The organism is Pseudomonas sp. TE12234 (assembly GCF_054061835.1).
Window position 1 is genome coordinate 20,340 of record NZ_JBSSEP010000031.1, and the last position, 14,270, is coordinate 34,609.

Genomic DNA, 14,270 nt, shown 5'->3' on the forward strand with positions numbered 1-14,270 from the left:
GCCTGCTCGCGATAGCGGTGTATCAAACAACATTGATGTCGACTGACACTGCCTCATCGCGAGCAGGCTCGCTCCCACAGGTGTTCAATGTTGGCCTGAAGCTTGTGCATGTGTACTGACCGCTACAAACCCCACATACCCACGACAACTTGTCCCTTGAGGCTGCATAAGCCGGTGCACCCACCGGTTTTCCATTCCAAGGAGTGAGCCCAATGATTGGTAGCGTCAGCAACTACACGAGCTACACCGGCACCACAACCAGCAGCACCAGCAGCGCGCGCTCGCAACAGTTCCAGAAAGAACTGCTCGCCAAGCTCGACACCAATGGTGACGGCTCAGTAGGCCAGGATGAGCTCAAGAGCGCGTTGTCGCAGAAAAGCGGCGACGGTCTGCTGGTCAACCTGAGCAAGAATTTTTCCGATCTGGACAGCGACAACAGTGGCAACCTGAGCGGTGAAGAGATGGCCGCCATGGCCCCTCCACCGCCCCCGCAAGGAGATCAGGCACCCAATACCGAACTGGCTGACGCGATGATCAGTGCGCTGGATGCCAACGGCGACGGTTCCATCAGCAGCGACGAACTGAGCAACGGCCTGACCAATGCCGGCAGCAGCGCCGACAGCAGCCAGATTTTCTCGGCCCTGGACAAGGATCAGGACGGCTCCGTCAGCAAGGACGAACTGGCCGCCAGCCTGGCGCCACCTCCGCCGCCACCGCAACAAGTGTCCAGCGATGAACTGTTCAGCAGCCTTGATGCCGACAGCGATGGCAGCATCAGCTCCAGCGAACTGACCAGTGCACTGCAGGCCGGCAATTCATCGACCAATACCGACACCAGCGCCGCCTTGCTCAAGGCATTGGACAGCGACAGCAGCGGCGGCGTCAGCAGCGATGAGCTCAAGGCCGCCCTGCAAGCCGGCCGCGAGCAACCCAGCGACAGCACCACGGCTCAATCGGCTACGAGCGAAGCCCTGAGCAAAATGATCGCCAACCTGAGCAAGCAGTATTCCCTCGACGCTGTGGCGAGCGTAGGCAAGCACCTGAACGTCGCGACCTGAAACGGGCGGGTAGAAACACATGTGGGAGCGAGCCTGCTCGCGATGGCGGTGGCTCAGACAACATCGCTGTTGAATGTGCCGGCCTCATCGCGGGCAAGCCCGCTCCCACAGGGGGTGCGGAACCGCTGGACTCAGCGCTTGCGCAGAATCACGCTGCCGATCGAGTAACCGGCGCCGAACGAGCTGAGCACCGCCAGCGAACCGGCGGGCAGGTCGTCCTGATTCTTGTGAAACGCAATCACGGAACCTGCGGAGCTGGTGTTGGCATAAGTGTCGAGAATCACCGGCGCTTCCTGCTCGGTCGCGTCACGACCGAGCAATTTCTTGACGATCAAGTGGTTCATGCTCAGGTTGGCCTGGTGCAGCCAGAAGCGCTTCACATCACTGACGTTCAGCGCGTTCTCTTCCAGGTGGGTCGCAACCAGCTCGGCCACCATCGGGCAAACATCACGGAACACCTTGCGACCTTCCTGGACGAACAATTTGTCCCTGGCACCAATGCCCTCTTCCGCAGCGCGGTTGAGGAAACCGAAGTTGTTGCGGATGTTGTTGGAGAACTTGGTCAGCAGCTTGGTGCTGACAATGTCGAACTGGTACTTGGAAGTCGCCAGGTCGGCACGCTCGATGATCACGGCGGTCGCGGCGTCGCCGAAGATGAAGTGGCTGTCGCGGTCGCGGAAATTGAGGTGACCGGTGCAGACTTCCGGGTTGACCATCAGGATCGCCCGGGCCTGGCCTACCTGGATGCTGTTGGCGGCGGTCTGGATACCGAAGGTCGCCGAAGAACACGCCACATTCATGTCGAAACCGAAGCCCTGGATGCCCAGCGCTTCCTGGACTTCGATCGCAATCGCCGGGTAAGCGCGTTGCAGGTTGGAGCAGGCGACGATCACGCCGTCGATGTCTGCAGCGGTTTTACCCGCGCGTTGCAACGCTTGTTCAGCGGCGCCGATGGCCATCTGGCAGAGCACCGACCATTCATCGTTCGAGCGTTCCGGCAGGCGTGGTGCCATGCGTTGTGGATCGAGGATGCCTTCCTTGTCCATGACAAAGCGGCTTTTGATGCCTGAAGCTTTTTCGATAAACGCTACGCTGGACTCGGTCAATGCTTCGACTTCACCACGCGCGATGGCGTCGGCGTTGTCGGCGTTGAATTGCGCCACGTAGGTATTGAAAGACTGCACCAGCTCTTCGTTGGAGATGCTGTTGGCCGGGGTGTACAGGCCGGTGCCGCTGATGACGACGTTATGCATGGTCGTGTCTCTATCTGTTCAGGCAGAAAGTATTGGTACCGCCGTACCAATACACAAAGGGATTGTTTCGGTCACAGGAAGCAAACCTGGCATCGCTTTATTCCGTACCGCCTGAACCTGAAGGCTCAAAACCGCGGGGCCGGCGTTTATAGGCGCGAAGTTTGCCATAAACCTTGGGTTTTGGCGTCATTGGCGAGAGTAAAGGTACCTCTTGTGGGAGCGAGCCTGCTCCCACAGGGGGTGGGGGGTCAGGGCTCGACCTGACTCCACTGCTTGTTCAAGCGTTTGTCGGAAATCGGCACCTTGGTTCCCAACTGTTGGGCGAACAGCGAAACCCGGTATTCCTCCAGCCACCAGCGATACAGCTCCAGTTGCGGATCGCGCTTGCCCTCCTGGGCGTGCTTGTTCGCGCGGGTCTGGTATTGCGTCCAGAGGCCGGACAATTCGCCGCTCCAGACCCGATCCCGCTGCACCTGAGCGCCGATTTTCTCGAAACGCTGCTCGACCGCTTTCAGATAACGCGGCAACTCCTTGAGCCATTGCATCGGCGTTTCCCGGACAAACCCCGGATACACCAGATGGCTGAGCTGTTGCTTGATGTCGTTGAGGGCCACGGCTTGCGCCAGGTCGATCTTGCCCTTGAAGCGCTTTTGCAGGCCATGCCAGAGCTTGAGAATTTCCAGGGTCAGCTTCGCCAGGCGCTCCGCGTGCTCGGACCAGGCCCCGCGCTTGCGCTCGGCCAGCGACGCGAGCGCGGCACCGTCACGGGGCAACGGGTCTTCGCCTTCGAGGATGCAGCTGTCGAGACTGGCCAGCAGGATGTCTTCCACCAGGCTCTCGACACGGCCCATGTCGCGGTACATCAACCCCAGTTCGGTCAACCCCGGCAACTTGCCGCGCAGGAACTTCGCAGGTTCCGCCAGTTGCTGCATCAGTAGACGCTGCAAGGCCCGACGATGCTGGAACTCGGCTTCGGCCGGCGTCGAGAAGCGCCCTTCCTTGACCGTGCCCGCCTCTTCCACCAGCGCCGGATACACCGTCATCGACAGCCCGGCGATCTTCTGCTGGGTTTTCTCGGCGACCGCGGCAAACACCTTGGGCTCGACCGGTTGCTGGCTTTTCGCGGTTTGCGGTACGGCCAACGCGGCCTGGCTGGCCTCGGCAAAACGCGCGGTGAGCTCAGCCAGATCACGGCCTTCACCGAGGAACTTGCCCTGGGCGTCGACGATTTCCAGGTTCATGCGCAAATGGCTTTCGACCTGCTGCGCCGCCTCGGCCCAGGCCTCATCACTGACGCGAGCACCGGTCATGCGCAACAGCTCGCGGCCCAACGCCTGGGGCAACGAGCCCTCGGCGAAGGTCATGCGCTGCAAGGCCGCCTTGATGAAGTCCGGCACCGGCACGAAATTCTTGCGCAACGCCTTGGGCAGGTTACGCACCAGGGCAATGCATTTGGCTTCGATCACACCCGGCACCAGCCACTCCAGGCGTTCCGGTGGCAGCATCGGCAACAGCGGCGCCGGCACGCGCAGGGTCACGCCGTCGCGCGGATGGTTCGGCTCGAAGTGGTAACTCAGCGCCAGCTCCAGATCACCGATGTGCAGGGTGTCCGGATAGTGCTGGGCGGTGACTTCACTGGCCTCGCGGGCCAGCACGTCCTCTTCGCGCATGATCAGCAGCTGCGGGTTTTTCTGGCTGTTGATGCGGTACCAGCTGTCGAAGGTCGCAGTCTGATGGATCTCCGCCGGCAGTCGCGCGTCATAGAACGCGAACAGGGTTTCTTCATCGGCGAGGATATCGCGACGGCGGGCCTTGGCTTCCAGTTCGTCGAGTTGTTCCAGCAACTGCTTGTTCGCTGTCAGGCACTTGGCCCTGGACTGAATCTCGCCGCGCACCAGCGCTTCACGGATAAACAGTTCACGGGACACCACCGGGTCGACCGGGCCGTAATGCACCGGCCGGCGACCGACCACGATCAGCCCGAACAGGGTGATCTGTTCGAACGCCACGACCTGTCCGCGCTTCTTCTCCCAATGGGGTTCGAAGTGGTTTTTCTTGATCAGGTGTCCGGCCAGCGGCTCGATCCAGTCGGCGTCGATCTTGGCCACCATGCGCGCGTAGAGCTTGGTGGTTTCCACCAGTTCGGCGGTCATCAGCCATTGCGGGCGCTTCTTGCCGATACCCGATGATGGGTGAATCCAGAAGCGTCGCTGGCGGGCGCCCAGGTAGTCGCCGTCTTCGGTTTTCTGGCCGATCTGGCTGAGCAGGCCCACCAGTACGGCTTTATGCAATTTCGGATAGTCCGCCGGCTCTTTGTTGAGGCTCAGCTGCATGTCGCGGCAGATCAGACTCAACTGGCGATGGGAATCACGCCATTCGCGCAGGCGCAGGTAATTCAGGAAATTCTTGCGACACCAGTTACGCAGCGGGCTGGCGGTCAGTGCCTGGCGCTGTTCTTCGAAACCACGCCACAGATTGACCAGTCCGGCGAAGTCCGAGTCGGCGTCTTTCCATTGCGCGTGGGCCTGATCCGCAGCCTGCTGACGCTCCGGCGGACGTTCGCGCGGGTCCTGGATCGACATGGCGCTGGCAACGATCAGCACTTCCTGCAAGCTGCCGAGCTTGGCCGCCTCGAGCAACATGCGGCCCATGCGCGGGTCCACCGGCAATCGTGCCAACTGGCGACCAAGCGGGGTCAGCTGGCTGTTGCGGTCCACCGCCGAGAGTTCTTGCAGCAGGTTGTAACCGTCGCTGATGGCCTTGCCATCGGGCGGTTCGATAAACGGAAACGCGGTGACCTCGCCGAGGCGCAGATGCAGCATCTGCAAAATGACCGCAGCGAGGTTGGTCCGCAGGATCTCCGGATCGGTGAACTCCGGACGCCCGAAAAAATCCTCTTCGCTGTACAGACGCACGCAAATGCCCGGCTCGACCCGACCGCAACGGCCCTTGCGCTGGTTGGCGCTGGCCTGGGAAATGGCTTCGATGGGCAGGCGCTGGACCTTGGCACGGTAGCTGTAGCGGCTGATGCGCGCGGTGCCGCTGTCGATCACGTAGCGAATGCCCGGCACCGTCAGCGAGGTTTCCGCGACGTTGGTGGCCAGGACCACGCGACGGCCGGGGTGCGACTGGAAAATCCGCTGCTGCTCGGCCGGTGACAGGCGTGCGTACAGCGGCAGAATCTCGGTGTGCTTGAGCTGGGCCTTGCGCAGCATGTCGGCGGCGTCGCGAATTTCCCGCTCGCCGGGCAAGAACACCAGCACGTCGCCAGGACTGCGGCGTTCGCTGCGTTCGTAGGCGGCGATTTCATCGAGGGTGGCGAGGATCGCCTGATCGACGGTCAAGTCGTCCTCGACACGGTTGCCCTCTTCGTCCTGCTCCAGGGTCAGCGGGCGATACCAGGTGTCCACCGGGAAGGTACGACCGGACACTTCGACAATCGGTGCATCGTCGAAGTGCCTGGAAAAGCGCTCCAGGTCGATGGTCGCCGAGGTGATGATGACTTTCAGGTCCGGGCGACGCGGCAGCAGGGTTTTCAGGTAACCGAGCAGAAAGTCGATGTTGAGACTGCGTTCGTGGGCTTCGTCGACGATGATCGTGTCGTAGCGTTCCAGATAACGGTCGTTCTGGGTTTCCGCCAGCAGGATGCCGTCGGTCATCAGTTTGATCAGGGTATTGGCATCGCTCTGGTCCTCGAACCGCACCTGATAACCGACCAGCGCCCCCAATGGCGTGCCCAATTCCTCGGCGACGCGGCTGGCCACGCTGCGCGCGGCGATTCGGCGCGGTTGGGTGTGGCCGATCAAACCGTGCTGGCCGCGACCGATTTCCAGGCAGATCTTCGGCAGCTGGGTGGTTTTGCCCGAGCCGGTTTCGCCGGCAATGATCAGCACCTGATGCTTGAGCAACGCTTCCTTGATTTCATCGCGCTTGGCGGCGATCGGCAGGCTGTCGTCGTAACGAATCACCGGCAGGCTGGCCTTGCGCGCCAGCACCTGATCACAGGACGCCTGCATGCGGGTCACCCACTGGGCCAGCTTGGCCTCGTCGGGTTTCTTGCGCAGCTCAAGCAACTGCCGCCGCAACCGGTGGCGGTCGGCGAGCATGGCGTGATCGAGGTTTTTCAGCAATTTGTCGATGGAGGGCGATTCGTCGGTCATCGGGTACGCAATTCAGTCGTCTAGTGGCGCAGGGCGGGGATTGTCGCAGATTTAAAGGTTGAACGAGATCCCTTGTAGGAGCCGGCTTGCCGGCTCCTAAAGAATTTCGCGTCTGACGGAGGGTTACTCGTTATCCAGGCCTTTACGTCGATATGGAAACACATCAATCACTTTGCCCGCCCGAATCGCCTCTTGCAGCCCCTTCCAGTAATCGGCGTTGTACAGCTCACCATGCAGTTGATTGAACAACTTGCGCTGCCCCGAATCGGCAAACAAAAACGGCGGAAACTCCTCCGGGAATACATCCAGCGGCCCGATGGAATACCAGGGTTCGGAGGCCATTTCGTCCTCGGGAGTGCGCGGCGCCGGAATATGGCGGAAGTTGGCTTCGGTCAGGAAACAGATCTCGTCGTAATCGTAAAACACCACCCGACCGTGTCGGGTGACGCCGAAGTTTTTCAGCAGCATGTCCCCGGGAAAAATGTTGGCCGCCGCCAGTTGTTTGATCGCCAGGCCGTAATCTTCCAGGGCTTCGCGCACCTGGGCCTCGTTGGCGTTTTCCAGGTACAGGTTCAACGGGGTCATGCGCCGTTCGGTCCAGCAGTGGCGGATCAGCACCGTGTCACCTTCCACCGACACCGTGGACGGCGCGACCTCCAGCAGTTCTTCCAGGCACGCCGGCTCAAACTTGCTCAAAGGGAAACGGAAGTCGGCGAACTCCTGGGTATCGGCCATGCGCCCGACGCGGTCGACGCTTTTCACCAGCCGGTACTTCTCGATCACCGTGGCGCGGTCGACGTTTTTCGACGGCGAGAACCGGTCCTTGATGATCTTGAACACCGTGTTGAAGCCCGGCAGGGTGAACACGCTCATGACCATGCCGCGCACGCCGGGGGCCATGATGAACTGGTCGTCGGTGTTGGCCAGGTGGTTGATCAATGCCCGATAGAACTCGGACTTGCCGTGCTTGTAGAAACCGATCGAGGTGTACAGCTCGGCAATGTGCTTGCCCGGCAGGATGCGCTTGAGGAAGCCGATGAACTCTGCCGGCACCGGTACATCGACCATGAAATACGAACGGGTGAACGAGAAGATGATCGACACGTCCGCCTCGTCGGTGATCAGCGCATCGATCTGGATACCATGGCCCTCGCGATGCAGCAGCGGAATTGCCAATGGCCATTGTTCATCGGCGGTGTAGATGCGTCCCACCAGGTACGCGCCTTTATTGCGGTAAAGCACCGAGGAAAACAGCTCGACGCTCAGCTCCGGGTCCTTGCAGACCCAGTCCGGCAGGTTCTCGCGCAGTTGCGCCTCGAGTCGGCGCAGGTCGCCGTGCAGGTCGGCGTAATCCTCGCTGAAGCGGTAATCGGCAAAGATGCTCGCCAGCATGCCCGACAACTGGCCATGGGGTTTGTAGGTACGGGTTTGCGCGGCGCGAGCCCGGCGCAGGCTCGGCCGGGTGGTGTGGATGAACATGCAACCGTCGCTGATCAGGTCATGGCTGAACAGCCCACAGAAAATCGAGTTGTACCAGGTCTCGGACAGCTCGTCGTCGAAACGCAGGTCGATCAGGCTGATGTAGGCGCTTTTCACCAGCGGCCAGCAACTGACGTCGAGCGTGTCGGTATCAAACGCCGTGCGCAGGCGTTCCACCGTTTCGCTGACTTTTTCTTCGTACAGATTGATCCGCGCCGCCGAGGCAATTTGCGTCTCCTGCCATTGGGCCTGCTCGAAACGGGCCCTGGCGCCATCGGTGATCTGGCGGAAATGCTCGCGGTAATCGTCAAAGCCATCGAGGATCAAACGGGCGATGTCGGCGGCTGGCCATTGCTGCGGCATGGTGAGACCTCTGCGGGAATTCGGGAAGCCTGAGCTTAGCCAGTGAAGCGGGTGCAGGAGAAGCGTAATTTTCGCGGTCGCGTGATCGCCCCCCTTGAAAGTTGCATGCCCGTTTTTCGGTTGCCATCGATCGGGCGCTCGGCAACACTCTCGTCCCGATTCAAGAAGGAGAGCGCCGTGAACCCCGTCGATACATTTCGTTTGCTGTCACTGGCAGCCATTTGGGGTGCGAGCTTTCTGTTCATGCGCATCATCGCCCCGGTGATCGGCAGCATTCCTACCGCTTTTTTCCGTGTATCGATCGCCGCTGCCGGACTACTGGTGATTCTCGGCCTGATGCGCATCAGCTGGGATTTCAAAGGCAAGCTCAAGACCGTGATGCTGCTCGGGGTGATCAACTCCGGGATTCCGGCGACGCTCTACTCGGTGGCCGCACAGGTACTGCCGGCCGGCTATTCGTCGATCTTCAATGCCACAACGCCCTTGATGGGCGTGCTGATCGGCGGCCTGTTTTTCCATGAAAGGCTCACTGGCGCCAAGCTCGGCGGCGTGTTCCTGGGGCTGTTCGGTGTCGGCGTGCTGACCCGTGCCGGTCCGGTGGCGTTCGATATGGAACTGCTGATGGGCGCCGTCGCCTGCCTGCTCGCGACCACTTGCTACGGATTTGCCGGATTCCTGGCCCGCCGCTGGCTCGATCACGCGGGCGGTCTCGACAGCCGCTTGTCGGCACTGGGCAGCATGCTCGGCGCGACCTTGTTCCTGCTGCCGCTGTTCGGTTATAGCGTGATCAGCCACCCACCGGCGAGCTGGGGTGGCTGGAGTGTCTGGCTGTCCTTGCTGGGGTTAGGCCTGGGCTGCACGGCGTTTGCGTACATTATTTACTTCCGCTTGCTGAGCTCGATCGGCCCGGTGAAATCGATGACCACGACCTTCCTGATTCCGCTGTTCGGTGTGTTGTGGGGTGCGCTGTTCCTCGATGAGCCGCTGTCGATGGCGCATGTTTATGGCGGGGTGCTGATTGCGGCAGCGTTGTGGTTGGTGTTGAAGCGGACCAGGCTGGTTGCCCGGTGATTTTTGTGGCGGCCGAGTAAGCCATCGATTTGACCATTCGATGATCTCGGGTGTGTTGAACGGGCCGCTCAGGCGCAGGCCCTGGGTATGCGCCATCACGTCAACTCCCGCTCCGCCCGTGCGGCCAGTTCGGCCTCGCGTTCGGCGATGGCGACCTCCAGTTCCGGGGAGCGTTTGGCCCATTGCTCGGGAGGCAAGGGTTTTGACCATTCGATGATGTCGGGATAGGACAGGTCGGGCGGTGGATTCAGTTTCCAGCGTTCCAGCACGTCGATCAGCAGCGTGTTGAAAATAAAGATCCCACAGAAACCTTCCCACAAGAGGGTTAAAGGCCAGCCTCGCAATTTCGCGGCTTTTACAAGATCGTCCAGATAGGTCGCCCATATTCCCTTAGACCAGTCGAAACGTGCCGTCTGATCCTCGACAGCCTCTGGCCCGATCTCCATGTAACTGCGCATGCACTCCCACAACGCCATCGCCGTGGTCCCGCCGCCGCAGTTGAAGCCCAGTGAAAAATGCTTGTTGTCTTCCCGGGCCTGCGGGTCCGGATTTTCGAAACCGATGATCAACAGACCCATGGTGGCTCGACCAGCCTGACTCACCGACGACTGCTGGGTGGCAGCGGCGGTCACGGCTTCCCACGGGACGATCCAGTACTCGCCATCGTCGCGCGGGACGCAGACTTCTCGGCGTTGGCGGTTGAAGCGCACGGGTAAGGGGACTTCGCGGAAGAGACCATGGATCAAGATCATTGAAGGAATGCCAATGATGATTAATGCCGCAATCCAAATCATTCCAGGCTCAGGTGTGATGTAACCCATCAGCAAAAACACCATCAGAGACGGCCACATCACCATCACCGCCGAGCCGATGCTGTAGCTGCCAATGTCCAAAAACACCTCGTTCTTGCGCCAGATGGTGTTAAGCACGTCCTGCGGTTTTTCTCCGGTAGGTAGGGGGAGCGGCGCCAGGTAGTCATTGCGCGAAAGCAGCCGTTTTTTCGTGGTGCCTGCCGGTGGCGTGCTCATCGTTTGCCCTTGGGTTGCAGGTAAATCGCGCCGGGGTTGCCTTCGCCGAGCGGGTAGTTCGGTACCCGATCCAGCTCAGGCGTCGGGTCCGCCCAGAGTGCGATCACGCCCGTTGAGTGATTCAGGGTAAAGGCCAGCCCCCGCTCGCCGCCGATGAAACGTTGGGCGCCAAGCATGGCGGTCAATGGCGTGCGATAGCGCACACGCAGGGAAACGGTGGCGGGTTGGGAGCTAAGGACATTGTTCAGTGTGTTGAACGGGCCGCTCAGGCGCAGGCCCTGGGTATGCGCCATCACGCCAACTCCCGCTCCGCCTGCGCGGCCAGTTCGGCCTCGCGTTCGGCGATGGCGGCTTCCAGTTCAGGGGAGCGTTTGGCCCACTGCTCGGGAGGCAGGGGTTTTGACCATTCGATGATGTCGGGATAGGGCAGGTCGGGCGGCGGGTACAGCTTTTTCCTTTGCAGGTAGGTGGCGAGTGGAGCGTTGAAGATAAATATGCCGAATATTCCTTCCCACAGCACTGTTAAAAACCAGCCGCGCTCTTTGGCTTTATCGTTCAGGTAGTCGATGTAGTAACGCAGGTTGGCGCCGGAGTTAAGCGCTGCAGCCTCCGGTGCGGCTTCCGGACCAACCTCCATGTAGCTACGCATACACTCCCACAACGCCATCGCCGTGGTGCCGCCGCCGCAATTGAAACCCAATGAATAGTGCTTGTTGTCTTCGCTGGCCTGCGGGTCCGGATTTTCGAAACCAATGATCAACAAACCCATCGAGGCTCGACCAGCCTGACTGACCGACGACTGCTGGGTGGCGGCGGCGGTCACGGTTTCCCACGGGACGATCCAGTATTCGCCATCGTCGCGCGGGACGCAGACCTCTCGGCGTTGGCGGTTGAAGCGCACGGGTAAGGGGACTTCGCGGAAGAGACCATGGATCAAGATCATTGAAGGAATGCCGATGATGATTAATGCCGCAATCCAAATCATTCCAGGCTCAGGTGTGATGTAACCCATCAGCAAAAACACCATCAGAGACGGCCACATCACCATCACCGCAGAGCCGATGCTGTAGTTGCCAACATCCAAAAACACCTCGTTTTTGCGCCAGATGACGTTGAGCACATCGGAGGGTTTTCTACCCGTGGGGATGGGCAACGGCGCCAGGTAGTCATTGCGCGAAAGCAGCCGTTTTTTCGTGCTGCCTGCCGGTGGCGTGCTCATCGTTTGTCCTTGGGTTGCAGGTAAATCGCACCGGGGTTGCCCTCGCCGAGCGGGTAGTTCGGTACCCGATCCAGCTCAGGCGTCGGGTCCGCCCAGAGTGCGATCACGCCCGTTGAGTGATTCAGGGTAAAGGCCAGCCCTCGCTCGCCGCCGATGAAGCGTTGGGCGCCAAGCATGGCGATCAATGGCGTGCGATAGCGCACACGCAGGGACACCGTGGCGGGTTGGGAGCTCAGAACATTGTTAACCGTGTTGAACGGGCCGCTCAGGCGCAGGCCCTGGGTATGCGCCATCACGCCAACTCCCGCTCCGCCTGCACGGCCAGTTCCGCCTCGCGTTCGGCGATGGCGGCTTCCAGTTCAGGGGAGCGTTTGGCCCATTGCTCGGGAGGCAAGGGTTTTGACCATTCGATGATGTCGGGATAGGACAGGTCGGGCGGTGGATTCAGTTTCCAGCGTTCCAGCACGTCGATCAGCAGCGTGTTGAAAATGAAGATCCCGCAGAACCCTTCCCACAAGAGGGTTAAAGGCCAGCCTCGCAATTTCGCGGCTTTTACAAGATCGTCCAGATAGGTCGCCCATATCCCTTTAGACCAGTCGAAACGTGCCGTCTGATCCTCGACAGCTTCTGGCCCGATCTCCATGTAACTGCGCATGCACTCCCACAACGCCATCGCTGTGGTGCCGCCGCCGCAGTTGAAACCCAATGAATAGTGCTTGTTGTCTTCGCTGGCCTGCGGGTCCGGATTTTCGAAACCAATGATCAACAAACCCATCATGGCTCGACCAGCCTGACTCACCGACGACTGCTGGGTGGCGGCGGCGGTCACGGTTTCCCAGGGGACGATCCAGTATTCGCCATCGTCGCGCGGGACGCAGACCTCTCGGCGTTGGCGGTTGAAGCGCACGGGGAGCGGGACTTCGCGGAAGAGGCCTTGGATTATAAAAATGGCTGGGATACCAGTGATCACCCCTCCCCCGATAAGAGTAAAGGTGCTCAGTTCAGGTGAAATATTTCTGAGTCCATAAGCCAGAGATAAAAACAACATCACCCCCGGCCACAACACCATCACCGCAGAGCCGATGCTGTAGTTGCCAACATCCAAAAACACCTCGTTTTTGCGCCAGATGACGTTGAGCACATCGGAGGGTTTTCTACCCGTGGGGATGGGCAGCGGCGCCAGGTAGTCATTGCGCGAAAGCAGCCGTTTTTTCGTGGTGCCTGCCGGTGGCGTGCTCATCGTTTGCCCTTGGGTTGCAGGTAAATCGCACCGGGGTTGCCCTCGCCGAGCGGGTAGTTCGGAACCCGATCCAGCTCAGGCGTCGGGTCCGCCCACAGTGCGATCACGCCCGTGGAGTCATTCAGGGTAAAGGCCAGCCCTCGCTCGCCGCCGATGAAGCGTTGGGCGCCAAGCATGGCGGTCAATGGCGTGCGATAGCGCACACGCAGGGAAACGGTGGCGGGTTGGGAGCTCAGGACATTGTTCACCGTGTTGAACGGGCCGTTCAGGCGCAGGCCCTGGCCTTCCTTGAACGGTATCCACTGGCAGGCGCTGCTGGCAAGCCAGTGCGGTGTCAGGTCGCGCCAGCGACGCGGTAGTTTGAAATGGCCGGTACGGCTGTTTTTGATCAGGTCGCGGTAGTCCTGAGTATCCACCGGATCACCGACCATGCTCAGTTCCAGGTAGACACTGTCGGGCTCAGCACCTGGCAAGTCGAGGGTCAGGTGATTGATGGAACTGAAGTACTCGAGGCGGGAAGGGCCATTACCATGGTTGGACTTCACGTTGCTTTCCATGCTGACCCGCGGCGCATAGAGGATGAAGTAAAGCCGGTCGAGTTCATCCTGCTGGGCCTTGGGCGGGATAGGCTGCCGATCCTTGGCCCGCGCCTTTGACCAGCAGCAGCGGTTCAGGAAGTTTTGCAGCGGGGTTTGCTGCAGGAGGCTGGTGATCAGGTGCAATACGCCCAGCATGAGAATCAGCCAGTTCAACGGTCCCATGTACAGCGTGTAACGCAAGATGGCGACATCGACGGTAATTGACCCTGCCAGGGCACGAGCGGTGTAGCCAAACCCTAACAGCGCTTGAGTGCCGAAGGTCGCTATTTGTCCACCGACCACGGTTTGGCGCATCTCCAGCCACGGATCGACTCGGTTTTGGGCGTTTTCCAATTGTTTTTGCAGGGATTGAAATTCGTTTATTGCTGCGCCAGTAGAAAGTGCACCAATCATTCCACCAAACAGAGTAAGTGCAGGTGCCGCTGAGCCATAGAAGTGAAATCGATCCCGCCCCAACCCCTTCCGCACCTGACTATCAACCACCGCCACCAACGCCGCCCCCGCATACAACGTCGCCGAAATCGTGTCATTGACCCGTCGGCTGTCCATCCCCTCCAACACCCCGGCCTGACTCAAATAGTTATTTGCATTGACCACGTTCAACAACAACGCCGCCAACGGCACCACCCCACCGCTGTTGACCACCACTGGCGATTGGGTAATCCACCCCATCTGCCCGGCGCCAATGGCCTTGCCGGTCGCCCGGGCCCAGTGGCCCAGCGCTTCGGCCTGCTGGCCCACCAGCTTCGCCACTGACCGGCCCGCCTCGGTGACAATCTGCAAGCGCGTGTCGTTGCCCA

10 protein-coding genes and 1 pseudogene are annotated in these 14,270 nt (G+C 60.5%); 2 read left to right on the plus strand and 9 right to left on the minus strand.

What is annotated here, in order from left to right; all coding sequences use genetic code 11:
* Positions 1 to 212: 212 nt before the first annotated feature.
* Positions 213 to 1,058 (plus strand): XopAW family type III secretion system calcium-binding effector, encoded by an 846-nt coding sequence (xopAW, locus tag ACVWYU_RS29455; protein ID WP_457374360.1) that lies wholly within the window; start codon positions 213 to 215, stop codon positions 1,056 to 1,058.
* Positions 1,059 to 1,189: 131 nt separating this feature from the next.
* On the opposite strand, the gene ACVWYU_RS29460 is transcribed toward xopAW, so the two are convergent.
* From ACVWYU_RS29460 to aceK, 3 genes are all read right to left on the minus strand, one after another.
* Complete coding sequence (locus ACVWYU_RS29460) at positions 1,190 to 2,311, minus strand: beta-ketoacyl-ACP synthase III (RefSeq protein WP_457374361.1); 1,122 nt, start codon at positions 2,309 to 2,311, stop codon at positions 1,190 to 1,192.
* A 248-nt stretch (positions 2,312 to 2,559) separates the two neighbouring features.
* Entirely contained in the window at positions 2,560 to 6,471 is a 3,912-nt protein-coding gene (hrpA, locus tag ACVWYU_RS29465; protein ID WP_457374362.1) for an ATP-dependent RNA helicase HrpA, read from the minus strand.
* A 123-nt stretch (positions 6,472 to 6,594) separates the two neighbouring features.
* On the minus strand, positions 6,595 to 8,313 hold the full coding sequence (gene aceK / locus ACVWYU_RS29470; RefSeq protein WP_248915766.1) for a bifunctional isocitrate dehydrogenase kinase/phosphatase: 1,719 nt from the start codon (positions 8,311 to 8,313) through the stop codon (positions 6,595 to 6,597).
* 177 nt (positions 8,314 to 8,490) lie between these two features.
* Between aceK and ACVWYU_RS29475 the strand changes: the two genes are divergently transcribed.
* Complete coding sequence (locus ACVWYU_RS29475; protein WP_457374363.1) at positions 8,491 to 9,384, plus strand: DMT family transporter; 894 nt, start codon at positions 8,491 to 8,493, stop codon at positions 9,382 to 9,384.
* A 95-nt stretch (positions 9,385 to 9,479) separates the two neighbouring features.
* Here the strand turns inward: ACVWYU_RS29475 and ACVWYU_RS29480 are convergent, their stop codons facing one another.
* The 6 genes and pseudogenes from ACVWYU_RS29480 to ACVWYU_RS29505 form a co-directional block, all read right to left on the minus strand.
* The gene (locus tag ACVWYU_RS29480) at positions 9,480 to 10,412 is read right to left on the minus strand and encodes a hypothetical protein (protein WP_457374364.1); all 933 of its coding nucleotides are present in this window, start codon (positions 10,410 to 10,412) and stop codon (positions 9,480 to 9,482) included.
* Positions 10,409 to 10,705 (minus strand): hypothetical protein, encoded by a 297-nt coding sequence (locus ACVWYU_RS29485; RefSeq protein WP_390958326.1) that lies wholly within the window; start codon positions 10,703 to 10,705, stop codon positions 10,409 to 10,411. Before ACVWYU_RS29485 ends, ACVWYU_RS29480 begins: the two co-directional genes overlap by 4 nt.
* Positions 10,705 to 11,631 (minus strand): hypothetical protein, encoded by a 927-nt coding sequence (locus tag ACVWYU_RS29490; RefSeq protein WP_457374365.1) that lies wholly within the window; start codon positions 11,629 to 11,631, stop codon positions 10,705 to 10,707. The genes ACVWYU_RS29485 and ACVWYU_RS29490 overlap by 1 nt, the downstream gene beginning before the upstream one ends.
* Entirely contained in the window at positions 11,628 to 11,924 is a 297-nt protein-coding gene (locus ACVWYU_RS29495; RefSeq protein ID WP_457374366.1) for a hypothetical protein, read from the minus strand. The genes ACVWYU_RS29490 and ACVWYU_RS29495 overlap by 4 nt, the downstream gene beginning before the upstream one ends.
* Positions 11,924 to 12,871 (minus strand): hypothetical protein, encoded by a 948-nt coding sequence (locus ACVWYU_RS29500; RefSeq protein ID WP_457374367.1) that lies wholly within the window; start codon positions 12,869 to 12,871, stop codon positions 11,924 to 11,926. Before ACVWYU_RS29500 ends, ACVWYU_RS29495 begins: the two co-directional genes overlap by 1 nt.
* Positions 12,868 to 14,270: pseudogene (locus ACVWYU_RS29505) on the minus strand (toxin VasX); the annotation flags it as partial. The gene ACVWYU_RS29500 and the pseudogene ACVWYU_RS29505, both read right to left, overlap by 4 nt.